The organism is Streptomyces sp. Je 1-369 (assembly GCF_026810505.1).
Lineage (GTDB): Bacteria > Actinomycetota > Actinomycetes > Streptomycetales > Streptomycetaceae > Streptomyces.
Map to the genome: position 1 here is coordinate 8793939 of NZ_CP101750.1, position 26088 is coordinate 8820026.

A 26088-nucleotide genomic window follows, 5' to 3' on the forward strand; every position below is an offset into this window, starting at 1 on the left:
GACCGCACCGTCCGAGCCCGCGGCCCGCCCCGCCCGAGCCCGCACAGCACCGAACCCGCACTGACCGCACCGCACCGCACGCACCGCGCGAGCACGCGGCACGCACCCGCACAGCACCACACCCGCACCGCGCGAGCCTTGCGAGCACGCGGCCCGCACCCCGCGACTACGCCGCCCACGAGCACGCCACCCACACCCCGCGAGTACGCCGAACCCACGCCCGAACCCGCACCGCGCCCGAACCCGAACCTGCACCGCCCCGCCCCGCACAAGCCCTCCCACCCCGCCGGCAGCGGCGCCGAACAGCCCTGGAGCACCCATGATCACCCGACGCAGTGCCCTGAGCGTCACGCTCGCCACCGGCGGAGCGGCGCTCACCGGCGCCGGCCTCACCCCGCTGCTCGCCGCCCACGTCCGCGCCCAGCCCACCACCGCCAACGCCCCCGCGCCACCGGGGACCGTGGCCAAGTTCCAGCGCCCCATGCCCCTGCTCCCCGAGAAGAAACCCGCGGGCCGCACCGGAACATCCGACGTGTACGTGATGACCATGAAGCCCGCCCGCGCCCAGATCCTGCCCGGCCCGCCCACCGACGTCCTCACCTACGACGGCCACTTCCCCGGCCCCGTCATCAGAGCCCGCGCCCACCACCCCGTCGTCATCCGCCAGCGCAACCGCCTCACCGTCCCCACCGCCGTCCACCTGCACGGCGCCGCGGTACGCCCCGACAGCGACGGCGACCCCATGGACGTCATCGAACCCGGCACGGACCGCGTCTACCACTACCCCAACCGCCAGCCGCACGCCCCGCTGTGGTTCCACGACCACGCCCACCACCTCGAAGCGGAGAACGTCTACCGCGGCCTGTCCGGCTCCTACCTGCTCACCGACGCCACCGAACGCGCCCTGCCCCTGCCCCGGGGCCGCTACGAAGTCGTCATCGCCCTGCGCGACGCCCGCTTCGACGACGGCAACCAACTCGCCTACGCCATGGGCGACCGCGCCCGCAACACCCTCCTGGCCAACGGCGTGCCCTACCCCTACTTCCAGGTCGCCGCCCGCAAGTACCGGCTGCGCCTGCTCAACGCCTCCAACCAGCGCCGCTTCGACCTGCGCCTGGCCGACAACAGCCCCCTCACCCAGATCGGCTCCGACGGCGGCCTGCTCACCGCCCCCCACACCACCGACCACATCGCGATGTCCGCGGGCGAACGCGCCGACATCGTCGTCGACTTCTCCCGCTACCCGGTGGGCACCAGCGTCGTACTGAAGAACACCACCGGCACCGGACCCGCCGAGGAGACCGGCGAGATACTCCGCTTCGACGTGGTGCGCACCGCCCACGACCCCAGCCGCATACCCGCCCGGCTGCGCACCCTGCCGCCGCTGCCCCGCCCCGCCACCGAGCGGACGGTGGTGCTGCGCATGGACGAGGGCGGCGAACACCCCGGCGCCTACATCGACGAGAAGGAGTACGACCCCCAACGCGTCGACGCACAGATCAAGTTCAACACCAGCGAGATCTGGACGGTCACCAACGCCAACGCCCGCGCCGAGCACAACTTCCACCTGCACCTGGTGCAGTTCCGCGTCCTGGAACGCGCCGGCCGGCCCCCCGGGCCGGGCGAGAGCGGCCTGAAGGACACCATCCACCTCGCCCCCGGCGAAACCGTCCGCCTCCAGGCCGTCTTCGACAGCTACCGCGGCCGATACCTCTACCACTGCCACATGTTCGAGCACGGTGTGCGGGGCATGATGGCCACGATGCACATCAGATGAGGCGCACCCGTCAGAAGGAGGAGCCCGTGAACGCGCCGACGGGCGAGGCCGAGGGGACACGGCGCGACCCCGGGCCGCGCAGCGTACGCCTCGCGCTGATACCCCTGCTCCTCGCGATGCTGCCCTCCTCGCTGGGCTCCACCATCGTGGCGACGTCGATGCCGACCATCGCCGGCGAACTGGGCGGCACCGGCTACCTGTCCTGGGCGGTGACCTCCTACACGCTGGCCGCCGCGGCCGCCATTCCCGTCTGGGGCAAGCTCGGCGACATGTACGGGCGCAAGCGGTGGCTGATCGTTGCGATGTCGGTGTTCCTGACCGGGTCGCTGCTGTGCGGCCTCTCCCAGGACATGGCCGAGCTGATCGCGGCGCGCACCGTGCAGGGGCTCGGCGGGGGAGGCCTCGCGGTCGGTGTGATGGCGGTCATCGGCGAGCTGATCCCGCCGCGCGAACGCGGCCGCTACCAGGGCATGATCACCAGCGTCATGGTGTTCTCCATGGTCGTGGGCCCCCTGGTCGGCGGTTCCCTCACCGACTGGGCCGGCTGGCGCTGGGCGTTCTGGGTCAACCTGCCCGTCGGCCTGCTGTCCCTGGCCCTGATCACCCGCCTGGTGCGGGTGACCGGCCGGCGCAGGAAGGCCCACATCGACTACGCGGGCGCGGTGCTGCTGGTCGTGTGCATCGTCTCCTTCGTGCTGGTGGTCACCTGGGGCGGCGTCGAACACGCCTGGAACTCGGCCACGATCGTGACCCTGGCCGCCCTGTCCGCCGCGGCCCTGGCCGGCTTCGTCCACGCCCAGTCCCGGGCGCTTGAACCGGTCCTGCCCCCGCACCTGTTCGGCGAGCGCAACTTCTGCCTGATGGCCGTCCTGAGCTTCACCAACGGCTTCGTGATGTTCGGCGCCGTCCTGTATCTGCCGCTCTACCAGCAGGCCGTGCACGGCGTCTCCGCCACCGGCTCCGGCCTGCTGCTGCTGCCGATGCTCGGCGCCCTGGTCCTGGCCTCCCAGCTGTCGGGGCGCACCGTCGCCCGCACCGGCCGCTACAAGATCCTCCAGATCACCGGCTCGGCCGCGATGCTCACCGGCACCCTGCTGCTCTCACACCTGGGCACCGGCACCTCACGCCTTGCCGCCGCCCTGTTCATGGCCCTGCTGGGGGCCGGCATGGGCTTTCTGGGGCAGAACGTGATGACCGTCGCCCAGAACAGCGTCGACGCCCACGAGGTGGGTGTCGCCTCCGCCGCGATGACCCTCTTCCGCACCCTGGGCCAGTCGGTCGGCGTCGCCGTCATGGGCACCTTGTTCAACCACCGCGTACGCGACGTGATGAGCGGCCACACCCACACCACCGCCCTGCACGACACCCGCCTGGACGCCGACAGCATGAGCCGCCTCAGTGCGCCCGTGCGCACCGTGTACCGCAGTGCCGTCGCCCAGGGCGTGCAGGGGGCGTTCGTGCTGGCGTCGCTGGCCGCGGGCCTGGCCCTGGCGGCCGCGCTCCTGGTCCGCGAGGTGCCGCTGCGCACCACCCGCAAGCAGCACAAGCAGGACACCTGAGAGCCTGAGAAATGACTCCGGCGCCGCACCCCTCCCGGCAACCGGGGGAGGGGTGCGGCGCCGGACCGAGCGGGCACCGGGCGGGTGGGTTCAGTGTGCGCTCGCCTCGACGATCGAGATCGCCGCCGGTGTCTGCACCACCCGCTCCAGCTGGAAACCGGCCCTGCCAAGGAGTTCGGCGTACTGGGCGCGGGTCCGTTCCTTGCCGCCGACCAGCAGCATCAGCCACAGGTCGACCAGCTTGCCCGAGTGCGGGCCGTTGGCCTTGTCGGGCACGACCATCTCCATCACCAGGAGCCGCCCGCCGGGGTTCATCGCCTTGCGGACGTTGCGCAGGATCTCCAGCGCCTGCGGCTCGGGCCAGTCGTGGAGGATGTGCTTGAGGATGTACGCGTCCCCGCCCGCCGGCACCGCGTCGAACAGGCCGCCGTCGGCGATCGTGCACCGCTCGGACACCCCCTGCTCGGCCAGGAACCCCGCGGCGCCGTTGGTGCCCACCCGGGGATCGGAGAGGATCCCGCGCGCGGCGGGCGTCTTCTTCAGCACCCCGGCCAGCAGATCGCCGCGGCCGCCGCAGAAGTCGACCACCGTGGCGTAGCGCGCGAAGTCGTAGGCGGCCAGCAGCGGTTCGGTCTCCGTGCCCGACATCGCCCCCATCCCGTCGGTGAAGACCGCCCCGTACTCGGCGTTGGCCTCCAGGTACTCAAAGGCCCCCATCCCGCGCAGCTTGGGCAGGCTCGGCTCACCGGTGCGCACCGCGTCCAGGAGATGCCCCCAGTCCTCCCAGTGGATGGGGTGGCCCATCAGCCGGGCTATCCCGTACATCGACATCGGGGCGTCCTTGAGCAGCGCCCGCGCCATCGGGGTCAGCGCGAACCGCCCGTCCTTGTGCTCGGTGAAGATGCCGTAGGTCGCAAGGAGACGCAGCAGACGGTGCAGCGCGTCGGCATCCGCCCCGGCCCGCTCGGCGATCTGCTGCGGGGTGAGCGGCCCGTCCTGGAGGGTCTCGGCGACGCGCAGTTCGGCGGCCACGTAGATCGCCTGGCTGACCATGGCGCCCTGGACGAGTTCGAGCAGCGCGAACGGCGGGGGCGCGAGCCTGCGCGTCAGGCTCTGCAGCGCGGCGCGCACGCTTTCGACGGCACGGACGACACGGGCGGGCGGCAGTGGCGGCATGACATTCCTCCGGCTGAGTACTGGACGGTTACGGACGACAGAGAGAAAGAAGAAGGGGGCGGGGGCTCACCCCCGCAGTGCGCGGTCCACCAGCGGCCCCGCCGCACCCGTGTAGTGCCGCGGATCGAGCAGCCGCGCCAGCTCCTGCCCGCTCACCACCCCCGCCAGGGCGGGCAGTTCGGCCAGGACCTGCCCCAGCGGCCGCCCGGTGTCCCGCGCCTGCCGCGAGGCGCCGGCCAGGAGCTCCCTGGCCGCGCTCCTGCCGAGCCGGGGCGCCAGATACGCGGCCAGCCGCTCCGAGACGACCTGGCCGCCCGTCAGATCAAGGTTGGCGCGCATCCGTTCGGGATGCACCACCAGCCCGGCGGCCAGTTCGGCGGCCGCGTGGGCGGCGCCCCCGGTCAGGCGCAGGCACTCGCGCAGCGGCTGCCACTCGGCATGCCACAGCCCCGCCGAGCGCTCGTCCTCGGCGGGCAGGCACTGCGCCAGGACCGCGCCGAGCGCGGGCACCTGGACGGCGGCCGAGCGGATCAGGGTGGCCAGGACGGGGTTCTGCTTGTGGGGCATCGCCGAGGACGCGCCGCGCCCCTCGGCGGCGGGCTCGGCGACCTCGCCGATCTCGGTACGGGCCAGGACCTGCACGTCCGCCGCCATCTTGCCCAGGGCGCCCGCGGTGTGCGCCAGCGCGGCCCCCAGGTCGGTGACGGGCGTGCGCAGGGCGTGCCAGGGCAGCACCGGCCGGGCCAGGCCGGTCTCGGCGGCGAACGCCTCGGCCAGCTCTTCCACCACCTGCGCGGCGCTGCGGCCCGCGAAGGAGCCTGCCGGGGCCTGCTCGGCGTACTGCAGGTAGCCCGCCAGCGTGCCGGCCGCCCCGCCCAGCGAGATGACCAGCGACTGTCCGGCGACCCGCTCCAGACGCGTGATGGCCTCCAGCACCAGCTGGCGCCAGCCGGCCGCCTTCAGCCCGAAGGTGGTGGGCACGGCGTGCAGGGCCAGGGTCCGCCCGGCCATCACCGTGTCACGGTGGGCGCCGGCCAGCGCGGCCAGGGACGCGGCCGTCTCCCGCAGGTCCGCGACGATCACACGCAGGGCGCGTGCGGCCACCAGCATCGCGCCGGTGTCGAAGACGTCCTGGCTGGTGGAGCCGCGGTGCACGTACTCGGCCGCCTCCGGCGCCCGGCGGGCGACCACCCCGGTCAGCGCGGCCACCAGGCCGACCACCGGGTTGGCCGTCGCCCGGGCGGCCAGCGCCACCTCGCGCACATCGAAGTACTCGGCCCGGGCGGCCGCGGTGATCGCCTCCGCGGCCGCGGCGGGCACCGTGCCCATGCGCGCCTGCGCCCGGGCAAGGGCCGCCTCCGCGTCCAGCATGGCCTGCAGCCAGGCCCCGTCACCGACCGCGGCCTCCACGGCCGTACCCACCCGCACCGGGGAGAGCAGCCCCGCATCCGGCTGCACCGGGCAAGCATCCTCTGCCGCTGAGTCGCCGCGTGGCGTCGTCTTCACGACTGCACCCCTTCGCATCCGGGCCGCGGCACCGTCCGCGGCGGGGCGGGCAGCGCCAGCACCGCCCCCGCGATGGCATCGGAGTCCTCCAGCGTCACCGACCCGACCCCGGGCCTGATACCGGCGGCCGTCACCCAGTGCACCGACTCCGTGGGCACCCCATAGGCCAAGCGCCGCCGGTGGGCCACCCCGCCGGCATCCAGCAGATGGAAGGACCGCGTCACGGCAAGACCGCCCGTCTCGTGCCCCTGGACGCGATAGGGACGGCACTGCCCCGAGGCGAGGAGACGGCGCAGCAGCGGATCGTCCGTACGGCGCAGGTCCATCTCGGGCAGCCGGGCCTCGATCAGCGCCGACGCCCGCACCCGGATGCCGGGCACCAGCGCCGAGGACCCCACAAACCCCGCCCCCTCCCCGCCGGTTGAACCCTCCGCGACGGTGACGCGGATACCGGGCAGAGCCACATCGAGCACCCCGGCCTCCATCAGCGCGAGCATCTCCTCCACCCGCCCGGCGGGCGGCCCGATGGACAGGTAGGCGTTGAGCGGCGTGTACCAGCCCTCCAGCTCGCTGCGGTGCGAGGCGCCCGTCAGCCCGCCGTGGTCCACGGCAAGCCGGATCTCGTTGCGCAGGTCGCGCAGCACGTCCAGAGCGGCCTTCAGCGGCCCGCGCACATTGCCCCGCCGCGCCTGCGCCACATCCTCCTCGAGGTGGCCGCGCAGCCAGGACCGGAACTGCGCCGCATCGGCGAAGACCTGCGAGCCGTACGGGCGGGCCAGCACCTCCCAGTCGAAGCGCGCCTGCGCACCGATCCCGGCCGCCGCGAGCACCCCCTCCTCGGCCCGCCCCGGCGCCGCGGCCAGAAAGTCCGCCCCGAACCGGGCCACCACCCCGGGCGCCACGCCCCGCCCGGCCAGCAGCGCCTCGTAGTACACGCACCGCACCTCTTTGGAGATCAGCGGCCACAGGTCGCTGCGAAAGCCCAGCGGGCCCCGGCCCGGCGCGCGCAGCGCCGCGACGTGCCCGGCGGTCAGCAGCCGCGGCCGGTAACGGCCGTACGCGCCTTTCTCGTTGTCACCGCGGGAGTGGTACGGGATACCGCGCCGCGACCCGGCGTGCAGCCGCGGCTCGCGCCCCGAGGCCCGGTAGACCAGGCGCCTGCCGGCCCGCTCGAAGCGGCCGCCCCTGCCCTGGGTGAGCAGCGACATGTAGTCGAAGAAGTTCAGGCCGAGACCGCGCAGCAGCACGTCCTGGCCCGGCGCGATGGGGGAGAGGTCCACGTCGGCGGGGTTGGCCGGCGCGACGTAGAGCAGCCCGTGCCGGGCGGCGAACCGGGCCAGCCGCCCCTCCTGCTCACCAGGCCGCACGGGCAGGTGCCCCTGCGCGAGCACCACCGCGGACAGCCCCGCAAGCCGCGTGCCGTCCTCCAGCACCACCGTCTGCGCACCCGCCCCGCGCACCGCCCCCGCCCCCTCGCCCGCGCCCTCGACGCCGCCCTCGGCCTCGTCCGTGAGGGCCACCGCCCGCACCCGGTGCACACGGATCACCACATGCGCCGGCGCGTCCGCCACGACCTGCGCGAACGCCCAGCCCAGATACCGCCCGTACAGGGCGCGCGTGGGATAGCTGTCCGGTCCCAGCGCCCGCGCCTCGCCCAGCACATCGGCGTCGCACGGGGTGGCGGGGCCGGGCGCCAGCGCGCCCCGGCCCAGCGCCCGGGCCCACTCGTAGAGGCTGGGCCCCTCCTCCAGCGGGCCGCGGATGCTGACGCTGTCGTCGGTGTAGACGGTGACCTGCGAGGCGACGGTGTTCATCAGCAGGTGCGGCGACTGCGCGGGCCGCCACACCCGGCCCGCGCCGGGCGGTGCGGGATCCACGACGTGCACGCTCACCCGCTCCCACAGCGGGGACTTGCGTTCCTGCGCGCAGATCCGCTCGAGCACGGAGAACCCGCGCGGGCCGGCGCCGACCAGGCACACCGCGGTGTGCTGAGCCAGGGGTCCTGTGGGCATGGTCGCGTGCTCCTTGTCGCGGAGGCATACCGGCCTGGAGAGGGCAACCGCCGCCGGGCGGTGCGCACCCACACTGGCCACGGGGTCAGGAGGCGGGCTCAACCAGGACTCGCGTCCCGGCGGAGTCCGGCGCCACCCGCAGCTCTCCCCCTTCCGGATCACCGGATGGATCACCCAGGAGGATCACCCGGGAAATGGGGGAGGGGCCCGCATTGCGCGGCCCGGCCCGCTCTCACCGCTCTCGCGCGTTTATCAGAACTCCGCCGGCAGGTCCACGGTCGGAGGAATGCGTGAATGAGGGCATGGCGCCGTGTCGGACATCGGCCCGTCCGGCGCAGCGTGACAGATCACAATCCCGCAGACCTTATTACAAGTGCGCGCGGCAGGGGAGACCTCATGTACGGAAGAGCGGCGGAGGTATTACCTCCGCTTCATCCCGCACGGGCCGATCCGGCCGCCGAGGGAAGCACTTGCCGCACCCGCCAACCAGTCGACACAATTCCGCTGGCCCATGAGTTATCGGTGGACAACGGCGAATGTGACATCAGAGAGATACCTGAAAAGCGGTGGAGTATCTGCAGATCCGGGGCCGCCCCCACGCGGCCGGCGTACCCGACGGATCGGTGAGCAGAGAGAGGCTGTGAAGTCTGCCATGCGACATGCGCTGCAGATCAGATTCGGTGCCGGCTCGCAAACGCGAAGCCGCCGGATTCTAGGAGGAATCTGTGAGGGTAAAGGTCCTCGGCCCGCTTGGTGCCGATGTTAACGGTGTGAATGTTGTGCCAACAGCAAGCAAGCCACGGCAGATCCTGGCGCTTTTGGCTCTCTACCCCAGAAGGGTCGTGCCGATCTCGACGCTCATGGAGGAGATCTGGGGAGTCGACCTGCCCGCCAGCGCCATGACGACCCTGCAGACCTACATCCTCCAGCTGCGCCGGCGCCTGGGCACGGCCATGGGGCCGGACGCCGCGGGCAGCGCCAAGGACGTCCTGGTGACCCGCTACGGAGGCTATCTCCTGCAGATCCCGCCCGAACAGGTCGACGTCCACGAGTACGAACGCCTGGTGGCCGGCGGCCAGCGCGCCTTCGACAGCGGCGACGACCGGGCGGCGGCCACCCTCTTCGGGCGGGCCCTGGACCTGTGGGACGGGGCCGCACTGGTCGACGTGCGGATGGGCTGCGTGCTGGAGATCGAGGCCACCCGCCTGGAGGAGAGCCGCCTGGTCACCCTGGAGCGGCGCATCGACGCCGAGCTGCGCCTGGGCCGGCACTGCGAGTTCATCGCCGAGCTGAGCGACCTGACCGCCCGGCACCCGCGGCACGAGGGCCTGCACTCGCAGGCGATGGTGGCGCTGTACCGCTCGGGCCGTCAGGCCTCGGCCCTGGACGTCTACCAGCGGCTGCGGGCCCGGCTGATCGAGGACCTGGGGGTGGAGCCGTCGCCGCAGTTGCAGCGGCTTCATCAGGCGATCCTCGCGGTCGACCCGCGCCTGGACGTGATCGCAGGCCCCCGGCCCTCCTCCACGTTCGACCGCTACGCGAGCTGAGCGGGGCGCACACGCGGTGCCGTCGGCGGCATCCGCACCACTCCGCGGAGCACACGCACTCCGCGGAGGGATGCCGCCCACACGCCCACCTCGCCCGGCCCCCCGGGTCCCTGCGGGGCCCGACTGCGGAATTTCCTCAGTTGAACCCGCCCGGAGCCCCGCCCGGAGCCCCGCCCGGAGCCCCGCCCGGAGCCCCGCCCGGAGCCCCGGCTGAAGCCCCGCTGGGAGCCCTGCCCGGAGCCCCGCTGGGAGCCCCGCCCGGAGCCCTGACCGGAGACCCGCCGGAAGCCCCGGCTGAAGACCCGCCCGGAGCCCCGGCAGAAAACTCGGCTGGATACCCGGCAGAAAACTCGGCTGAAGCCCCCGGCCGGCAACCTCAGTTGGAGGCCTTGGAGCATTCGTCGCACTGGAGCTCCATGCGCATGGCGATCCAGTTCCACTGCGCCGCGCACGCCCGGGCCAGGGCGGCGATCTTCCTCGCCTGGTGGGCGGGGGCCTGCAGCACCAGACCGGGGTCGCTCTTGCGGATGATGCGGGCCTCGAGCCAGCGGATCATCTCCCGGCCGTCGTTGCTGTACTTCAGGGCGGGGTCCCGCCTCAGCGACTCGAGCTGGGCCAGGGGGTCCACGAGGGGCGGGGCCGCCTCGGGGCCGTGCGGCGCCCGGCTCCTGGCCTCCGCGCCGGCGGTGGGCCCCTCCGCGGCGCTGCGCAACCGTTTCTGCGCCTCCTGGGCCGCCGGCCCGGGCACCCCGCCGCTCCCGGCGCTCTCGCGCGGGACGGTGTCCGGCTCCGCGGGCAGAATGTGGGCGGTCTGGCGGCGGTCCTTGTGGGAATTCAGCGGCCGTACGCGGCCGTCGCGTCCGACTCTCAGCGGGGCCTGGGCGATCTGTCCCGCGAATTTACGGCGCAGTACCCCGACGGTCTTGCCGGAAAGGCCGGTCTTCATGGCCACCGCCCGGTCGGACCACTCGGGGAAACTCTCCAGGATCTTCATCGCCGACTTCTTGCGGTCGGAGAGAGCCAGCGCCAGGCCGTGCTTCAGGTTCAGCTCGACGGCTAAGAGGAACGCTTCCCTGTTCGATCCCTCGAAGTAGCGGACCTCAATGGTTTCCTCGCCGTTCAGCCGCGCCACGTGCAGCCGGTGCATTCCGTCGATGACCTTCATCGTCGAGCGGTGCACGATGATCGGCGGAAGTTTATCGGTGCAGGCCGCCAGAGTACGTACATGATCCTGGTCGACACCGGCCAGACGAGGAGAATCCGCATCACGGAGCAAGGTGATGGGAATCCTGATGATTGAAGCAGAAACTTCGGTCGAGTGGTCGGGCCCGACGGGCCGACAGAACTGATCTTTAGGAAGTTCCCCCCCAGGGGCGGCCTCCCCTGGCATTCCGATCATCACGCTGCTTCTCCTCCCCCGGACCGAAGCGCATAACGCGGCGAGAGTATCATGAGATTCCGCCACGAACAGAGAACTCTCCGGGATTTCATGCAATTGCGTTATGCCCGTTTTTTCCGGAGAAGGCCCCCGCCTGCAGAATCCACCAGCGATCACCGGACCGCAACGACACAAGCCACCCCGCCCACACCCCCCACCCCCGCCCCCACCACCCCCCAAGCCGCCCGAGACCAGGCCCGACACCCCCCGGACCACCCCCGCCCCCACGGGCGCACCCCGGCCACCCGCGCGCCGCGCGACCCCCCACACCGCCCCCGCCGGCCCCCTCCGGCTCACTCCCGCCTGGCTGCCTCCACATTCAGCCACGCAACACCCTCACCCCGCGGTACTGAGCAAATGGGTCCCTGCGTAAGTAGCGGTGTGCAAAGCGGTATTGCGGTGCCGCACGGTGCACGAGAGGCCTGCGGTACGAAGCACCGTCGCATGCTGACTCGCGCTCGCCGGGGAGATCCCCGCACGACGGGCGAGCTCACCGGTCGTACAGCCCGGATGCTCGGCAATGGTCCACAGCACCACGGCACGCGTATGCCCCAGCAGTGCCGTCAGGGAATCAGGGACCGTACTGAGTACCCGGGCGGTCTCCACGGGCGCCAGAAATAGATCCGTGTCACGTACACCGACGGGATAGGTCAGCCACGGCTGAGCCTCAGCCGTTTCATCGAAGGCCGGAAACACCGCACCGAACACCGACGGAATCAACAGCAGCCCGCGGCCCGCGAGATGAATGTCCCCGGTGAACCCGGAAGCCGTCGTCAGCTCCAGCACCGGCGAATCCCACCGGATACAGCGCGGGTTGAGCCCCGACAGCAGCATGTCCCACCCGCCGTGGGCCACCTGACGGGCACGCAGCACCCGATCGGCACGGCAGAGCGCGTCCATGTGCTCCTGATACGGCGCGACGACCTCCCGGTGCGCATGCGCCACGGCATCGGCGAGCTCCCCGAGCAGCCGCCCGTCACCCCCCAGCGCCCGCGTCCACCCCGGCAGGCCCTGCCCGGGCCTGCGCCCCGCCCAGGTCTCCATGTCCGAGCGGACCCGGGCGGCCGGCGTGGCCCGCACCCGCTCCACCGCCTCCTCGATGCTGCCGGCCCCCGCATGGTCCAGGAAGTCGACGCTCCAGCCGGTCGGCGGAATCAGATCGAACAGCCGCCGCACCCCGGGCGCCAGCCGCCGCAACGACTGCCGCCGCCACGCCCCGAACCGCGCCGCATGCGCGCCGTCCTGCAGCAGCCGCACCGCGATGTCCAGCTCCAGCATCGGACGGGGCGCCTCGGCCAGCCGGGTACGGGCCAGGTCGGCGGCGGTGAAGTGGATACGCAGCGGCATGCGCAGAGCCTGATCAAGATGTCGTTATTCGGGCTAGCCCAAAACACGTCGACCTCGATCACCCGCCTGCGCCACCCTGGAGCACGAACAGCCCCCGCCCCGGCCCTTCGGCGACCGGCCCTTCCTGGGCCCTCCCGCAGCGGCCGGCCCGATACCGGTGGGACGGCCGCGCCACGGGGGAACGCGGCCGTCCCACCAAACCCGCCACCACCGCCGCCGCCCTGGGCGCCTGGGGTCTCAGGCGTCGAACCGGCCGCGCGCACCCTCGATATGGGCAAGGTGCCGGTGGGTCCAGCCACAGATGGCGTCGACCGCGGCGAGCAGTCCCCGGCCCGGCCCGGTGAGGGTGTACTCGACCCGCGGCGGCACGGTGGGATGCACCTTCCGCTCGACCAGGCCGTTGCGCTCCAGCATGCGCAGGTTCTGGGTGAGCATCTTGTGGCTGACGCCCTCGACCTCGTCGCGCAACTCACCGAAGCGCAGGGTGCGTTCGCCGAGCGCCTCGATGATCAGGAGCGCCCACTTGTTGGCGACGTCGGAGAAGATCTCCCGCGCCAGGGAGTCCGCGCGCCGCAGGTCGGCGTCCTCGGGCAGGCCCTTGAGGAGCTGCTTGGTCACCATCAGGTTCCCCAGTCACTAAAAAGTGCGTTCTTCCAGGTCAGCCATCACTCTCCTACAGTTACCGAGTAACCACAAGAGAGCGTCCCGGAAGGACGGCCACCACCATGACCACCCCCAGCACCTTCCACCTCGACGTGCCCGCCGAGGACGACTTCGGCTACGTGCAGGCGATCAAGTCCGGCGATCTCGTCCACGTCTCCGGACAGCTCGCGTTCGGTGAGGCGGGCGAGCTCCTCCACGCCGGCGACTTCACCGCCCAGCTGAAGCAGACCCACGCCAACATGGACAAGGTCCTGGCCCACTACGGCGCCACCCGCAACCAGGTCATCGCGCAGACCCTGTACCTGGTGAACCTGCACCGGCACAGCGCGGCGACGATGAAGGGCAACCTGGCGTACTTCGGCGACCACCGCCCGGCCGCCACGGCCCTGGGCGTCACCGAGCTGACCTTCCCCGGCCAGCTCATCGAGATCAGCTTCGTCATCGACACGAAACTGCCCGCCTGAGGCTTCGCGGGCCTCATGCGGGCTCCCGGGGGGGCGCCAACGAAGGCGCCCCCCGGAGAAGGACAGGTCACCGGTTCGGCGGCAGGACCCATCCCTTCTTGACCAGCTGGTCACAGTGCCAACGGCCTTGAGAAGGGCTCTCGCCCTTGTTCTTGGTCGCCTTGAGGCAGTCCTGGTAGGGGAACGGCGGGCCCTGCTTGTGAGCTGAAGACGATGCCTGGGCGGTCGCTGCCGACGCACCGAGCCCGGCAGCGGCCACAGCCAGGGCCAGGGCCATACTCATCCGACGCACAAAGTTCTCCTCTTCTCGCGCCGAAGCGGGGAACGCTCCGGCAGATCCACGCCGTCTTGCCGCGGCCCAACCGCCGCACAAGATCAGCGATCACTCAACGAGCGAGGTCATCGGCAGGACATCGCTCATCCGTGTGATTCCCCGGCCATGACTGAGCCCGCCCGCCCCCAAGAACTCCCCGGCGCGAGAACGCCCGTGCGAAAGAAACACCCGCGGCCGCCCATGACAGAACGCGGTGGTGAGGAGGGCTGAGCCCCGCCTCACCACCGCGCCTCTGCGGATCCCGAGTGCCTACGTCAGCGCTGGGCGCCGGGCTCGTGCCCCATGCCCTCGTGGCCGTAGCCCGCCGCCTGGGCCCAGACGATGCCGAGCGGGCCGCCGACGCTGTCGTACGTACCGGCGAACCCCTTGTGGTTGTAGCCCACCCCGTGGTGCGGGGCGTCGTGGTCGTCGTCGGCGACGGCCGAACCCGCCCCGATGGCCAGAACGGACACGGTGAGGGCGGCGGCGAGGATGGTCGAGCGAACGCGCATGAGGATATTCCTCCTGGAATATGCAGGTGCTGTCGCCATGTCACTTGCCGCGGCGGCAGCCCCGGGTAACGGTCCAGCCCCCCCTCTCCACCCGAACGGTCCCCGGAGTGCTACCGCATGGCCCACGCGCCCCCGGCAGCCGGCCAGGCAGCCGCCTCCGCTTGACCTTGTCACGGTGACAAGGTGTCCACTGCCTCCCAGAGAGAGGCGGACCGATGACCACGACACCCCAGCCCCCAGACCCGGCACGAGCCCCCCACACCCAGCAGACCCCTCAGACCCCCCTGACCCAGCAGACACTCCAGGCACTGCAGGACAACAACTCCTCCGTACGCCTACGAGCCGCCCTGGCAACCGGTACCACCCCCAACCCGCGCTACGTCGGCCAACTCATCCAACGAAGCGCAACCGAGCCCGAGTTCTTCGTCCGCGACATGCTGACCTGGGCACTCACCCGCCACCCCGTGGCCCTGACACTGCCCGAACTGCTCCGGGAAGTCCGCTCGGAGCGCGCCCAGGCACGCAGCCAGGCCCTGCACACCCTGTCCAAGATCGCAGACCCGCGGTCCTGGCCGGCCATCACACCGGACCTGCTGACCGACACCGACGACGACGTCGCGCGCAGCGCCTGGCGCGCCGCGGTCGTCCTCGTACCGGAAGGCGACGAAGCCGCCCTGGCCGCGACTCTGGCGACCCAGCTCGGACGCGGTGAGCGGGAGACGCAGCTGAGCCTCAGCCAGGCACTGGTCGCGCTCGGCACAGTCATCGAACCGGCCCTCCACGAGGCGGCCACAGCCCAGGATCCCGACATACGAGCCCACGCCCTCGCCACCCGGCGACTGCTGCGCGACCCGGACGCCGGATTCACCCTGGCGATCGAGGAAGCCAAACGCACCATGGCCCTCACCGGCGCCCCACAGAACGGACGGGACGACCCACGGGACGGCCAGGGCGCGCCCCACAGGACGGACAATAGGCCCCGTGCTGATCGGTGAGGTGGCAAAACAGTCCGGAGTAAGCGCCCGCATGCTCAGGCACTACGAATCCCTCGGCCTGGTCCAACCAGCACAGCGAACCGACTCCGGCTACCGCGAGTACTCCGCGAAAGACATCCAGCGGATCTTCCACATCGAAAGCCTGCGCTCCCTGGGCCTGTCCCTGCGCGACATCGGGCGCGCCCTCGGCGACCCGGACTTCACCCCCGCGGCACTCGTCGGCGACCTCATCCGTCAGACACACGACCGCATCGCCACCGAGACCGAACTGCTCACCCGCCTGCGCCGCATCGACGCCGCGGGCCCCACCGACTGGCAGGACGTCCTGAAGGTCGTCGCGCTCCTCCAGGCGCTGGGATCGCACCACCCCGGAACCCGCCAGCGCGCCGCCCTCTCCACCGCCCACGGAACTCCCGTGCCGGTGGAGGCCCTGGTCGAAGCGGCACTGAGCGAAACGCAGCCGAACGTCGCAGGCGCCCTGCGATGGGCACTGGCGCAAGCACCCGCCGACGCCCCGGCACTCCTGGCCAAAGGCCTTGACTCGCCCCTGCCCGCGGTACGCAAGCGTGCCGTCCAGGCCCTCGCCGAAATGCCCGGGGACGAGACCACCACACACCTGCGCGACGCCGTCACCGACCCGGACCCGCAGGTCCGCGCGCAAGCGGCCCTGGCGCTCGGAACACGCGGGGAGAGCACAGTGATCGCGACGCTCATCGACATGATCGTCGCGGGAAGAAACGACACCGACGCGGCCGACGCACTGAGCCGACTGGCGAGCAGCGACGACACCACAGCCGACCGGATCACCACCCGCCTCGTCGACCACCTCGCCCACCCCGCCACCGAACCACCCGCACGCGGCCGCCTGACCCAGGCACTCGCCGACATCCCGGGAACGACAGCCGCACAAGCCCTCCTACAGCTGTCGCACGACGAGGACCAGGCAGTCTCACTGACCGCCACGTACCTCCTCCAAGCCCGCCGGGCCCGCCGCTGACCCGCACAGCGACGACGCCGCACCGACGGACACGCCCGCCGCCCACTCCCGGCGAAGAGCCGCCTCAGAGGCGGTGGACGGTATGCAGGGAGTCCGCGTAAATCCCCGGCCCGTCCAGAATCGACGCACCCGAGACATCGGCCATGGTCGGCCCGTCGGCGCTCTTGCGGCTGGAGAGGAAACGCCGTCTGCCCGCCCGGTCGAGGCCGAGGTGAACGCCCACATGATCGACGTCGTACGCCTCCGGATCCTCGGGGTCTCCCGCCACGTCATGGACGTCGAACAGGACCAGGTCACCCGGCTGCAACTGCCCCAGATCCACCGCGGAACCGCCACCACCCGCCCGCTGGGCGACGCGGACACCGGGCGCGAAGTCCACCATCGCACCGGACTTACGCGGCAGCGCCTTCTTCGCCGGGTCCTTCACCGCCACCATGTCCACGCCCATGTGAAAGCCGTAGACCATCCGCACATACCCCGAGCAGTCCAGGTTGCCGAGCTGACCGTCCTCGGGCCTGCGGGTCTCGTCGGGGAAGGTCCACGGCCGCTGCATGTAGTCGTGGAAGTCCGCGCCGACGGGCAGCAGCCCCTGACTGTCGGGCGCTCCGTACCCCGCCTCGCCCAGCACGTCAGCGCCCGCCACCCGCGGATCCGCACCCTGAACATGCGGGGCGCCGGGCAGGAACATCATCGCGTACGAGAAAACATCCGGCGCCATCGAACCGGCCCAGCCGCGCACCACGGCCTCGAGGCCCGGCGTCCACTCACCGTCGAACGGCGCATCCAGGAGCCGCACCCAGTCGCGATGGGTGACCGAGGGCGGCGACGCCCAGGTGGCTTCGGCCACCTCGAAACGACGCACGGTCAAGGTGACGGGCAGGTTCGTACAGCCGGGAGAGGCGAACCCGCGCACCCCCACCCGCCCGCTACGAAGCCCCGCCTCGGCGACCTCGACCTCCGCGGTGGGCGCCTGCGGTTCCCCACCGGCCGCGGGCCACGCCGTGACCTGCGCCTTCGCCCCCGTACGGCGCACCCGGACCTGCCACACAGCACCGGCCCGCACATCCGTGGCCAGCGGCCCCGCCTCGGCCAGCACCACCGTCCTGCCGTCCGCGACCTTCTCGACGCGCAGGTCGACTTCCCCCTTCGTGGTGAAGGAGAGCCGGGCCCGGTAGTGCGCGCTCCCGCCCCGGTACCCGAAGAGCAGGGCGAAGGAGCAGGCGTTGCCCGCAGGCACCTTGTCGAAGGAGGCCTCACAGGTGACGTCGACGTCGGATATCTGGTCGTCGGTCAACGTGGCGTAGCGGCCCTCCTCCGTGTCCTTGAGGAGCATCGTCGCCGCGCCCCTGGTGTGGACACCGAAGTCGGCGTCGCCGGGTGTTCCCCCGTACACGCTCCAGGTACCGCCGGCGGGCGAGGTGCCCCAGCCGGGCTTCAGCTGCTTGGCGGGCGGGAGCGCCGGGTCGGGGACCAGCCGGTGGAACACGTCGGTGAAGGACTGCTTGTTCTCCGTGAACGTCCGCTCGGGCCCGGACATCAGGACGGTACGGGCCCCCTTGGTCAGTACGGCGACCCGCTGCTGCCCGTGCCGGACCTCCGTACGCACGGGCGTACCCGGCAGCACCGTCGCACTCAGCTCGCCGAGAAAGGAAGGGGCGAAGGCGGCCGTGTCGTACGGCGTCCCCGTGAAGGTCATCGCCGAGCGCGGCCCGCTCGTGGAAGCAGCCCCTGGGCCGGACGCTGACGCGAGCGGCGCGGCGGACGCGAGGGGAGCACCGCGCCCCGGAGCCGCGGCGGCGGCAGTAGCAGCAGCCGATGGAACCGCGGCTGAAACGGTGAGCGCCCCAAGGGCGCCGAGGAGACTACGACGGGAGGTATCGGTCACGGGCCACATCATCCCCACGGCCCCCCGGAAGCACCGCATCCGGCACCACCCGCCCCCACCACTCGAGGCCGATTACCTCGCCGCCGAACACGCGAAAATCTATGCTGGCTGGAGTAGACATTGGGCGGTGCTCTGGTTATGGTTTCTCTCGTAACCCAGGGAGTTAACAGGGCCGGGCAGAGACGAACTGCCAGGCAGCAGTACCCGCAGTATCAGCAGTACCGCAGTACCCGCAGTTGCAGTAGGCAGGACGGTGCGGTGGCGGAGTCTCGAAGCCAGGGTTGTTGCGTGACGGCGATGGGGCTGGCGACCGGACCGGGTGGCCCGCAGTGATCAGGGGCCGCCATGAGCAGTACCGCAGTACCCGTAAGTGCAGTTCAGCAGTACGCAGTTGATCACCGAGGGAAACGGAGGAGCCAGGCGCCATCAGGATCGCCCGGGCGTAAGCCTTGAGCCCGGGTACCGCAGGACATCGATAGTGAGGTGGTCTCCGGTCAAGCAACCGCGATCCCCGCAACCCCGGCAGCTCCCAGGCCGGGTCGGCGGAAACAGAGGGCCGGCGCAGTACCAGGGCCGGCAGATGGTGTAGCAGTTCCTTCGGGGCCCGGGTGCCGTAGAGCACCCGGGCCCCTCAAGCGCGTTCCACAGAGAGGTGCAATGACAGCAGACGACTCGTTCAACCGGCTCGATGACGACGACTACCCCGCCTACACCATGGGCCGGGCCGCCGACATGCTCGGCACTTCCCAGGGCTTCCTGCGCGCCATCGGAGAGGCCCGCCTGATCACCCCGCTGCGCTCGGAGGGCGGACACCGCCGCTACTCCCGCTACCAGTTGCGCGTCGCAGCCCGCGCTCGCGAGCTCGTCGACCAGGGCACCCCTATAGAAGCCGCCTGCCGCATCGTCATCCTCGAAGACCAGTTGGAAGAAGCCCAGCGGATCAACGCCGAACACCGCCGCACCGCCGCCGCACCGCACCCGCCCGCCACACCCTGAGCGGCCCGTACAGCATCGCGCGACGTGACGACCTGACGGTATGCAGGCGGTGCCGGTCGCGCTGACGGCGGAGCTGGGCCCGCGCGGTGGCGGCCGCACCGGGCGCAGCCGGACCGTGACCGTCCAAGGCGAAAGCGGCCGCGTACCGACGGCCCGTGAGCGGCGCGCAGGGGCGCCCGCACGCTCACTTCACCGCTGCGTGCTCACTCCACCGCTGCACGCTCGCGCGCCGCCCGGACCGCCAGCACGTTGTCGACCAGCCGCACGGCCTCGGTCGCCGGATCCATCGGCAGGGTCAGCAGCGCCCGCACATAGGCCGGTGCCAGCACCAGTTCGAAGATGTCCATCCAGGTCAGCACGGTGGCACCGGCGGCGTCCAGGGTGGCCTGGATCTGCTGGATACGGGGCTCGGCGAAGCTCCGCGTGTCCTGCCCCTCGCCGCCGGCCCGGAGCAGGGCCCGGAAGAAGGCCAGGTGGCCGGGGCTGGTCAGATCGCTGAGCAGGCCGGTGATCCAGGCGTGCAGATCGGCCCGCAGATCGCCGGTGGCGGGCAACGGCGAACGGCTGTCCAGCTCGTCCACCACCGCGTCGATGATCAGGCCGTCGGCGCTGCGCCAGCGGCGGTAGACGGTGGCGGGATGGACGCCCGAGCGGGCCGACACCTCCGCGATGTCGACGGTGCCGTCGGCCGATTCGGCCAGCAGCTCGCGGGTGGCCGCGCGCACGGCCTCACGGGTGCGGGCGGTACGGCCGCCGGGGCGGGCAGTCCCTGATGCTTGCGTCACCGCTCCACTCTATCGCGAAACTCTTGCATTAGTGCGTCCGAGAGGCCTACGGTAAATGCGAAACATTCGCATGAGGGTTGCTGGGCCACCCCAGCACCCGAAGCCAAATCAGAAGCCAAAGCACAAGCGGAACCGGAGGATGCCGTGGCCCACGCACTCGTCGTCGGCGCTGGAATCGCGGGGGACACCCTCGCGCTACTCATGGAAAGGGACGGCTGGACGGTCACCGTCGCGGAGATCGCACCCACCCTGCGCACCGGCGGCCAGACCGTCGACCTGCGCGGCGACAGCCGAGAGGTCCTCCAGCGCGCCGGACTGCTCCAGCAGGCACTCAACCGCCTGGTCCCGCAGCGCGGCGCAGCCTGGATCGACGCACACGAACGACGCCTCGCCGAGATGCCGGTAGAGGCATTCGACGGCCGCGGCTACGTCTCCCGCGAGGAGTTGCTGCGCACAGACCTCGCCCGGATCATCCACGAGGCAACCGGCCCGGGCGTGACCCACCGGTTCGGCGAAACCGTCAAGGCACTGCAGGACACCGAGACAGGAGTCCTCGCCCACTTCCGCAGCGGCACCCAGAAAAAATTCGACCTCGTGGTAGGCGCCGACGGCGCACACTCAACGGTCCGCACACTGCGCTTCGGACCGGAGGAGACCTACCGCAAGCCCCTCGGCCTGGCCCACGCCTGGTTCACCCTCACCGAACGACCCGAAACGCCGCCCCTCGACGGCTGGTTCCTCACCCACAACGCACCCGGCCGCCGCGCCGTCGAGGCCCGCCCCGGCCACCCCGGACACCAGGAGGTGGGCCTGACCTTCGCCACCGACACACTGCCCCCACGACACGACCGCCAAGCCCAACACGCCCTGCTGGAACGGACATTCGCCGACGTCGGCTGGCGCACCGCCGAATTCCTGGCCGCGGCCCGACACGCCGACGACTTCGCCCTGGACACCTTCGACCAGATACACACACCGCGGTGGAGCACCGGCAGAATCGTCCTGCTCGGCGACAGCGCCTGGTGCGCCAGCCCACTCAGCGGCCTCGGCACCGCCCTCGCCCTGCGCGGCGCCGCCGAATTGGCAGCCGCACTGCACGCCGCAGGCGCACCCGACGACACCTCGCGGACACCCGCCGCGCTGACCGCCTTCGAGCAGACCATGCGACCCAGAACCACCTCGGCACAGCAACTCCTGCCCGGCCGGGTCGCCTCCATGGCACCCAAGTCCGCACTGGGAATCCGGATCAACGCACTGGCCATGCGCGCACTCCAGTCAAAGGCCGCCCGCCCACTCATCCGCAAGGCCCTCGCCGACTCCGAGCACGGCCGCACCACCACCCCCACGGCCGAACCCCGAACGAGCCCGGCCACCTGACCGGCGACTCACCGCTGACCACCCCGATCCACGACGGCAAAAAACCCCGGCACAGCCTGAGCGCCTCCGGCCGAGCACTGCTGGAATCAACCACTCCCCGACGGCACCAGACGCCAACCCGACTCAGCAGTACCGCACTGGTTGCACTCACCGAGCGAACAAACCAGCGCAGTACTCCCGGCTCAACCCACCGCAGGACGCGCCCAAGGCCCCGCACTCCATAGCCTGTGAGTCACAACGCAACCGACCACCGCGGGGAAACCGACGCGCGTACGTTCCATCGCTACCACCGCGCTGAACGGACCCGCCGATGACAGCACTGGCGCGAACCGCCGAAGACGCTTCCGGTCGGTGCATTCGATCAGGGCCTTCGGAGCCCTGACGGCAAGAAGAACAAGGGGGATGGCACGTGAAGCGAATCATCGCGCAAATCGGTCTCACGGCCACTGTCGTTGCAGCAACATCAGTCGGGCTCGCCTCCTCGGCATCGGCAGCGCAGGCGTGCACCAACCTGCCCGGACCGGCCGGCGGCAAGCTGCCGTTGTGCAAGACCTGGGTCTGGGACGGCAACGACTACGACGGCAAATGGAGGACGAACGGCCCCTCCACACTGCCGTCGTACAGCTACCTGGAACGGTACGAAGACGGCACCGTCTACAGGTCCTCGTACTCAGGCAGCTACAACGACCGCGACAAGGTGTACTTCCGAGTCTGCGACAGCCGCGCCGGCAGGTGCGGCGCCTGGTGGTGACAGACCCCGCACAACCCCCGGGCACGCTGCCACCCGCCCCGGGGACACACCACAGGCCTTGAGCCAAGACCTGTCCACTGGGCCATCGCGCCACTCTCCCGCAAGGACGAGAAGCGCGCGATGGCCTTGCCCCAGCACAACCTGCTCCAGCTGCCGAGGCACCAACCTGCCCCGTGACCGCCCTGAGTTATGTGAGAACCAGCCTCTGTCCGCCATCGATCAGCATCGCGCCTCCCCGCAGGCAGGCAGCGGCGGGGCGGGAGGCTCAGGCCCCTTCAGTACGGATTGCACAGCCCGGAGCGCCCGGCGCATGCGCACGCCCTCCTCACATTCCTCCGTGCGACAGCCGGGGCAGCCCGGCGTGTGCCCACGAAGCCGACTGTCCAGCACACGTGCGGCGGCCTCCGGGCTCAACATCGAGAACACCAGTCCGCCGGCGGCACTCATCGTGCGCCCGACCATCGCGGATCGCGAGCCATACAGATGAGAGCGGCGACAGACGGAACAGCGCACAAGTCACCCGCGATGCGAGGGCGCACCGCCCAGTGCAGGCCAGTCGGGCCGGTGAGGTCAGAGGCAGGGACGGACAGGTACTGGCCGCTCCCCAGCATCGGGGCCTCAGGATACTTTGCCGTCCACGGCGGCACGGGCGTGCGCTCGACGAGCGCGTAGTACTGGTTCTGCGGGCGATTGTGGATGACCGGGCCATCAAGCAGCTCGGCGAGCATACGGGTCACGATCTCCAGGTCACTGGTTCCGGCCGCGACATGTACGAGCGGACCGGGCAGGTAGACCGAGTTGAACCGCCTGCCGAGCGGGAGCAGGGCGAAGCCCCGCTCCGTCCACTCCCGTCGCGCCTGTTGCGGCGCCGCCTGCGCACGCGCCAGCCAGTCGAAGACCACGTTGTATGTCTGCTGCGTGTCCACTGTCCAACCCCTGCCGCCGTCACTGATCAGCTGTGAGACAAGGGTGGTGACCTGCAACGGCGATAACTGTCACTCTTCGGTGACAGTGGGTGTCACAGACCGAGCCACGCTGACATGTAGCCCAGGGCGTCCGGCGTTCTACGCCGCTGGCGCACCAGCCCTTCAATCGTCGCGCGAGCCCCCGGGTGGTATCGCGTCTGCTGCGGAGCCAGCTCGCGGGCCTTCGCGATCGAGGTGAGCGCCGCCCCGCTGCGCCCCGTCTCCATCTCCGAGCGCCCGCGGTCAATCCACACGTGGGCACGGCGCGACGTCGGCCAAGAGTCCGGAATGCGCAGCTTCTTCGCCTTCTCGACGGCCTTGCCGAACTGGCCGATCTCCGTGAGCGCCGACAGCTCATGCGCGGCCCAGTTCGTCGGCCCGAAGGAGAGCCAGTGCACATGCTCGACGTCCCCGGCTCGCTTGGCAATCTCCTTGGCCTCCCGCAGATGGCTCTTCAAGGCGTCCTCGTCGCGGGCACGCGCGGCCATGACAGTGGCGCCAAGATGCAGTTGCCCGGATACGGCCAACACCTCCGAGGTCTCGCCGGTCTGTTCAAGTAGGAGGTGACCGGCCTGCACCAGACGTCGTCCGATGGCGAGTTCACCCTCACGGTGATAGACGAGGCCTCGCATGTACTGGCGGACAGCGGCGAGGACCGGGTCCGAGGCTCGTTGAGCCGCCCACTCCATGCGATCGAGAGCGATGGTGGAGAGGTCGTAGAAGCCAAGCTTGATCGTGACGTCATGGGCGGTGCGATACGCAGACCCGAGAGCAGCCCACAGCTCTCTGGAGGGAGCGCGGTACGCCGCGGTCGTCAGCTCGGCGATGAGCCGCGGCAGCGTCTGCGCTGCCTTGTTGAGATGCGTAGCTCGGACCTGCTGACACAAGAGGTCTGCTGCGGCTGTCAGCTGGGGCGTCTCACGCGTGGCGACGTCGGGGTCGGCTCCCAGGTCGTACAGATCGAGGGACTCACGGATGGGGCGGATGAGCCCGGCGAGGCGATCTTGTTGGAGCTCGGTCATGTACGGCTGTCCTGTCAGGCTCGCGACGCCGATGTGCAGCGCCCGAGCGCAGGCAGCCATGAAGGCCGTACTTGCTGCCTTATGGCCGCTCTCTACCTGGTGCAGGAGGCTGTACGAGTAGCCGATCTTGAGGGCTAGACCACTCTGCGTGTATCCGGCCAGCTTCCTGTACTTCGCGATCCTGGTACCGGGGTGGTCGTCTCTAGGCATACGGGAACTCCGTTCCTGGCTCACCACTTGGAACGGTACCCGCGCTCGATACCACCGGCCCGGCTTATGCCCTCGGCCCACCAGGACCAGGAGCAGTTGCGTGCGAACGGCACGGCCGGTGGGATAGGGCCCATGACTACGCGGACGCTCTACTTGTTCGGCTCTGCAGCACCGCCCGTCTTCGACGTGGCGAAGGTGATCAGCATGGCGCAGGCCGATGAGTGGGACGTTTGTCTCGGACTCACGCCTTCTGCAGCACGCTGGCTGCACGAGACCCTCGACGACCTGGCCGATCTCACCGGACACCCGGTACGCAGTGAGTACAAGGCACCCGGCGAGCCGGATGTGTGGCCCGAGGCCGACGTGATCCTCTTCGCTCCGGCGACGTTCAACAGCATCAACTCCTGGGCGCTCGGCATGACATCGTCATTCGTGGTCGGCGTCGTCGCCGAGGGCATCGGCAAGGGCATCCCCACGGTGACCATGCCGTGCGTGAACGCCGCGTACGCCACACACCGGCAATTCGACCGCAGCATCGCGGAGCTGCGCGAGCAGGGCATCACGGTCCTGTACGGCGAGGGCGGGTTCATGCCTAACGCGCCGGGGACCGGGACGCCGCAGGCATACCCGTGGGGCGCTGCGGTCGCCTATGCAAGGGAGCTGGTCGGCCGAGCATGACGAAAGGCCCCCTTCCACTCGAAGGCGAGAGGGGGCAGCTCTGTCTGTCGTGGGTACTGGCGGCGGGCGGGAACGAGCGTGGCCGACTCGGGACCGCTTCAGGCTCGGGCTGAGGTGCCCCGTCACCGAGGAAGATCAGGGCATCCGGACCTCGTACGGCGGCTGGAGCGAGATGCGAGAATTCAACGAACACTATTCGCCCAAATGCCGGAAAATTAGCCGTAGTTAAGGTATTGTGTAAACCACAGATCCTCACAGAAAGGGACCCTCATGCCGGAAAGGACACATGATTTCGGGCATTACGGGGCCCGAGGAATCAAGGGCAGTGAAGCCGTCGCCCGCCAACTCGACAAACTCACCGAATTCATCGCCACCCCGATCACACAACAACGCGGCCTGATGGCCCGTTTGAAATACCTGACTCGCACAGGCCACGCTCGCCAGGCTGCACGTGATGCCGGCCTGACGGTCACCGACCGCACTCTCAACGCCTGGCTGACAGGTAAACGTCGCCCCTCTAAGGCCAACCTGGCGAAGATCGAGGCTGCTTACCGTGCGGTACGCCGCCAGAACGTGGCCCGCTACCTGCTGCGCCGACTGAACAACGGGGGAGGGACCCGAGTGGAGATCCACCCGTTCAACCAGTCCCAGGTCGACCGACGGTTCCAGAGAGTGCTGGAGTACCGCAGTCTCAACATCCGTCAGTGGGACGCCATTATCCGGTCATGGGCGGCTGGAGATGCGACGGCCCAGGACGATGCGTGGGTGGACGCGATTGTGGATCTGGGGTCGCAATGGGGGCAGTACGAATATGTTTCGGCGGTGGGGTTTGCGGCGTGAACTGACGTCATATCAGGTGGTGACGTACGGTCAACTGACGGAGCGTCACCATGCGTACGAGGCCTGGCCTTTGCTGCCGCTTTTAGTGAAAGCCGCGGAGCGGATTTCACCCGGAAATCGCGGAGCGAATTCCGGTAGGCCGAATCGCGGAGCGATTCGAGCCGCGGACAACGGAGTTGTCCGCGCCGGTGACGGAGTCGCCGGCTGCCGCGCGGAGCGCGGCTTCCCGCCGCGTAGCGGCGGCGCGTCGTGTCTGCGGAGCAGACCGCGCGC

The 26088-nt window shown here is 70.5% G+C and carries 23 protein-coding genes; 11 read left to right on the plus strand and 12 right to left on the minus strand.

Annotation, left to right across the window (positions count from 1 at the left end; genetic code table 11):
* Positions 1-319: 319 nt before the first annotated feature.
* Positions 320-1777, plus strand: a complete 1458-nt coding sequence (locus NOO62_RS38970) for a multicopper oxidase family protein (protein WP_268768814.1) — start codon at positions 320-322, stop codon at positions 1775-1777.
* Positions 1778-1803: 26 nt separating this feature from the next.
* Positions 1804-3336, plus strand: a complete 1533-nt coding sequence (locus NOO62_RS38975; RefSeq protein WP_268768813.1) for an MDR family MFS transporter — start codon at positions 1804-1806, stop codon at positions 3334-3336.
* A 90-nt stretch (positions 3337-3426) separates the two neighbouring features.
* Here NOO62_RS38975 and NOO62_RS38980 read toward each other — a convergent pair whose 3' ends face one another.
* From NOO62_RS38980 to NOO62_RS38990, 3 genes are all read right to left on the minus strand, one after another.
* The gene (locus NOO62_RS38980) at positions 3427-4512 is read right to left on the minus strand and encodes a methyltransferase (protein WP_268768812.1); all 1086 of its coding nucleotides are present in this window, start codon (positions 4510-4512) and stop codon (positions 3427-3429) included.
* Positions 4513-4578: 66 nt separating this feature from the next.
* Positions 4579-6036 carry a lyase family protein gene (locus tag NOO62_RS38985; protein ID WP_268768811.1) on the minus strand — a complete coding sequence of 486 codons (1458 nt, stop codon included), beginning with the start codon at positions 6034-6036 and terminating at the stop codon, positions 4579-4581.
* The gene (locus NOO62_RS38990; RefSeq protein WP_268768810.1) at positions 6015-8030 is read right to left on the minus strand and encodes an FAD/NAD(P)-binding protein; all 2016 of its coding nucleotides are present in this window, start codon (positions 8028-8030) and stop codon (positions 6015-6017) included. The genes NOO62_RS38985 and NOO62_RS38990 overlap by 22 nt, the downstream gene beginning before the upstream one ends.
* Positions 8031-8755: 725 nt before the next feature.
* Here NOO62_RS38990 and NOO62_RS38995 point away from each other — a divergent pair.
* The gene (locus NOO62_RS38995; RefSeq protein ID WP_268768809.1) at positions 8756-9577 is read left to right on the plus strand and encodes an AfsR/SARP family transcriptional regulator; all 822 of its coding nucleotides are present in this window, start codon (positions 8756-8758) and stop codon (positions 9575-9577) included.
* A 376-nt stretch (positions 9578-9953) separates the two neighbouring features.
* Here the strand turns inward: NOO62_RS38995 and NOO62_RS39000 are convergent, their stop codons facing one another.
* The 3 genes from NOO62_RS39000 to NOO62_RS39010 form a co-directional block, all read right to left on the minus strand.
* Positions 9954-10976, minus strand: coding sequence for a ParB/RepB/Spo0J family partition protein (locus NOO62_RS39000; RefSeq protein ID WP_321170667.1), 1023 nt, complete (start codon positions 10974-10976; stop codon positions 9954-9956).
* Positions 10977-11351: 375 nt separating this feature from the next.
* Positions 11352-12362, minus strand: a complete 1011-nt coding sequence (locus NOO62_RS39005; RefSeq protein WP_268768808.1) for a winged helix-turn-helix domain-containing protein — start codon at positions 12360-12362, stop codon at positions 11352-11354.
* Between the two features lie 237 nt (positions 12363-12599).
* Positions 12600-12983 carry a winged helix-turn-helix transcriptional regulator gene (locus tag NOO62_RS39010; protein ID WP_268768807.1) on the minus strand — a complete coding sequence of 128 codons (384 nt, stop codon included), beginning with the start codon at positions 12981-12983 and terminating at the stop codon, positions 12600-12602.
* A gap of 104 nt (positions 12984-13087) precedes the next feature.
* On the opposite strand from NOO62_RS39010, the gene NOO62_RS39015 reads away from it, so the two are divergent.
* Positions 13088-13489, plus strand: coding sequence for a RidA family protein (locus tag NOO62_RS39015; RefSeq protein WP_268768806.1), 402 nt, complete (start codon positions 13088-13090; stop codon positions 13487-13489).
* A gap of 67 nt (positions 13490-13556) precedes the next feature.
* Here NOO62_RS39015 and NOO62_RS39020 read toward each other — a convergent pair whose 3' ends face one another.
* Both NOO62_RS39020 and NOO62_RS39025 read right to left on the minus strand, forming a co-directional pair.
* Complete coding sequence (locus tag NOO62_RS39020; protein ID WP_268768805.1) at positions 13557-13772, minus strand: hypothetical protein; 216 nt, start codon at positions 13770-13772, stop codon at positions 13557-13559.
* 305 nt (positions 13773-14077) lie between these two features.
* Positions 14078-14314 (minus strand): hypothetical protein, encoded by a 237-nt coding sequence (locus NOO62_RS39025; RefSeq protein ID WP_268768804.1) that lies wholly within the window; start codon positions 14312-14314, stop codon positions 14078-14080.
* Positions 14315-14529: 215 nt separating this feature from the next.
* On the opposite strand from NOO62_RS39025, the gene NOO62_RS39030 reads away from it, so the two are divergent.
* Positions 14530-15309: a HEAT repeat domain-containing protein gene (locus NOO62_RS39030; RefSeq protein WP_268768803.1), complete on the plus strand. Its 780-nt coding sequence runs from the start codon at positions 14530-14532 to the stop codon at positions 15307-15309.
* Entirely contained in the window at positions 15296-16306 is a 1011-nt protein-coding gene (locus tag NOO62_RS39035; RefSeq protein ID WP_268768802.1) for a HEAT repeat domain-containing protein, read from the plus strand. The genes NOO62_RS39030 and NOO62_RS39035 overlap by 14 nt, the downstream gene beginning before the upstream one ends.
* Before the next feature lie 64 nt (positions 16307-16370).
* Here the strand turns inward: NOO62_RS39035 and NOO62_RS39040 are convergent, their stop codons facing one another.
* Complete coding sequence (locus tag NOO62_RS39040) at positions 16371-18002, minus strand: hypothetical protein (RefSeq protein ID WP_268768801.1); 1632 nt, start codon at positions 18000-18002, stop codon at positions 16371-16373.
* An 846-nt stretch (positions 18003-18848) separates the two neighbouring features.
* Between NOO62_RS39040 and NOO62_RS39045 the strand changes: the two genes are divergently transcribed.
* Positions 18849-19187 (plus strand): MerR family transcriptional regulator, encoded by a 339-nt coding sequence (locus NOO62_RS39045; protein ID WP_268768800.1) that lies wholly within the window; start codon positions 18849-18851, stop codon positions 19185-19187.
* A 203-nt stretch (positions 19188-19390) separates the two neighbouring features.
* Here the strand turns inward: NOO62_RS39045 and NOO62_RS39050 are convergent, their stop codons facing one another.
* On the minus strand, positions 19391-19972 hold the full coding sequence (locus NOO62_RS39050; RefSeq protein ID WP_268768799.1) for a TetR/AcrR family transcriptional regulator: 582 nt from the start codon (positions 19970-19972) through the stop codon (positions 19391-19393).
* Between the two features lie 144 nt (positions 19973-20116).
* Here NOO62_RS39050 and NOO62_RS39055 point away from each other — a divergent pair, with 144 nt between their 5' ends.
* Positions 20117-21349: an FAD-dependent monooxygenase gene (locus tag NOO62_RS39055; RefSeq protein WP_268768798.1), complete on the plus strand. Its 1233-nt coding sequence runs from the start codon at positions 20117-20119 to the stop codon at positions 21347-21349.
* A 409-nt stretch (positions 21350-21758) separates the two neighbouring features.
* Positions 21759-22100: a hypothetical protein gene (locus NOO62_RS39060; protein WP_268768797.1), complete on the plus strand. Its 342-nt coding sequence runs from the start codon at positions 21759-21761 to the stop codon at positions 22098-22100.
* Between the two features lie 443 nt (positions 22101-22543).
* Here the strand turns inward: NOO62_RS39060 and NOO62_RS39065 are convergent, their stop codons facing one another.
* Together NOO62_RS39065 and NOO62_RS39070 are read right to left on the minus strand one after the other, a co-directional pair.
* Positions 22544-23026: a hypothetical protein gene (locus NOO62_RS39065; RefSeq protein WP_268768796.1), complete on the minus strand. Its 483-nt coding sequence runs from the start codon at positions 23024-23026 to the stop codon at positions 22544-22546.
* 92 nt (positions 23027-23118) lie between these two features.
* Complete coding sequence (locus NOO62_RS39070) at positions 23119-24297, minus strand: helix-turn-helix domain-containing protein (protein WP_268768795.1); 1179 nt, start codon at positions 24295-24297, stop codon at positions 23119-23121.
* A 132-nt stretch (positions 24298-24429) separates the two neighbouring features.
* On the opposite strand from NOO62_RS39070, the gene NOO62_RS39075 reads away from it, so the two are divergent.
* On the plus strand, positions 24430-24975 hold the full coding sequence (locus tag NOO62_RS39075) for a flavoprotein (protein ID WP_268768794.1): 546 nt from the start codon (positions 24430-24432) through the stop codon (positions 24973-24975).
* A 270-nt stretch (positions 24976-25245) separates the two neighbouring features.
* Positions 25246-25815 (plus strand): helix-turn-helix domain-containing protein, encoded by a 570-nt coding sequence (locus tag NOO62_RS39080; RefSeq protein ID WP_268768793.1) that lies wholly within the window; start codon positions 25246-25248, stop codon positions 25813-25815.
* The last annotated feature ends 273 nt before the right edge of the window (positions 25816-26088 follow it).

Bases quoted from the DNA above. Each gene is read 5' to 3' on its own strand.
- NOO62_RS38970 (WP_268768814.1), top strand. From the start codon at position 320: ATGATCACCCGACGCAGTGCCCTGAGCGTCACGCTCGCCACCGGCGGA.
- NOO62_RS38980 (WP_268768812.1), bottom strand. From the start codon at position 4,512: ATGCCGCCACTGCCGCCCGCCCGTGTCGTCCGTGCCGTCGAAAGCGTG.
- NOO62_RS38985 (WP_268768811.1), bottom strand. From the start codon at position 6,036: ATGCGAAGGGGTGCAGTCGTGAAGACGACGCCACGCGGCGACTCAGCG.
- NOO62_RS38990 (WP_268768810.1), bottom strand. From the start codon at position 8,030: ATGCCCACAGGACCCCTGGCTCAGCACACCGCGGTGTGCCTGGTCGGC.
- NOO62_RS39000 (WP_321170667.1), bottom strand. From the start codon at position 10,976: ATGATCGGAATGCCAGGGGAGGCCGCCCCTGGGGGGGAACTTCCTAAA.
- NOO62_RS39005 (WP_268768808.1), bottom strand. From the start codon at position 12,362: ATGCCGCTGCGTATCCACTTCACCGCCGCCGACCTGGCCCGTACCCGG.
- NOO62_RS39010 (WP_268768807.1), bottom strand. From the start codon at position 12,983: ATGGTGACCAAGCAGCTCCTCAAGGGCCTGCCCGAGGACGCCGACCTG.
- NOO62_RS39015 (WP_268768806.1), top strand. From the start codon at position 13,088: ATGACCACCCCCAGCACCTTCCACCTCGACGTGCCCGCCGAGGACGAC.
- NOO62_RS39020 (WP_268768805.1), bottom strand. From the start codon at position 13,772: ATGAGTATGGCCCTGGCCCTGGCTGTGGCCGCTGCCGGGCTCGGTGCG.
- NOO62_RS39025 (WP_268768804.1), bottom strand. From the start codon at position 14,314: ATGCGCGTTCGCTCGACCATCCTCGCCGCCGCCCTCACCGTGTCCGTT.
- NOO62_RS39030 (WP_268768803.1), top strand. From the start codon at position 14,530: ATGACCACGACACCCCAGCCCCCAGACCCGGCACGAGCCCCCCACACC.
- NOO62_RS39040 (WP_268768801.1), bottom strand. From the start codon at position 18,002: ATGACCTTCACGGGGACGCCGTACGACACGGCCGCCTTCGCCCCTTCC.
- NOO62_RS39045 (WP_268768800.1), top strand. From the start codon at position 18,849: ATGACAGCAGACGACTCGTTCAACCGGCTCGATGACGACGACTACCCC.
- NOO62_RS39070 (WP_268768795.1), bottom strand. From the start codon at position 24,297: ATGCCTAGAGACGACCACCCCGGTACCAGGATCGCGAAGTACAGGAAG.
- NOO62_RS39075 (WP_268768794.1), top strand. From the start codon at position 24,430: ATGACTACGCGGACGCTCTACTTGTTCGGCTCTGCAGCACCGCCCGTC.
- NOO62_RS39080 (WP_268768793.1), top strand. From the start codon at position 25,246: ATGCCGGAAAGGACACATGATTTCGGGCATTACGGGGCCCGAGGAATC.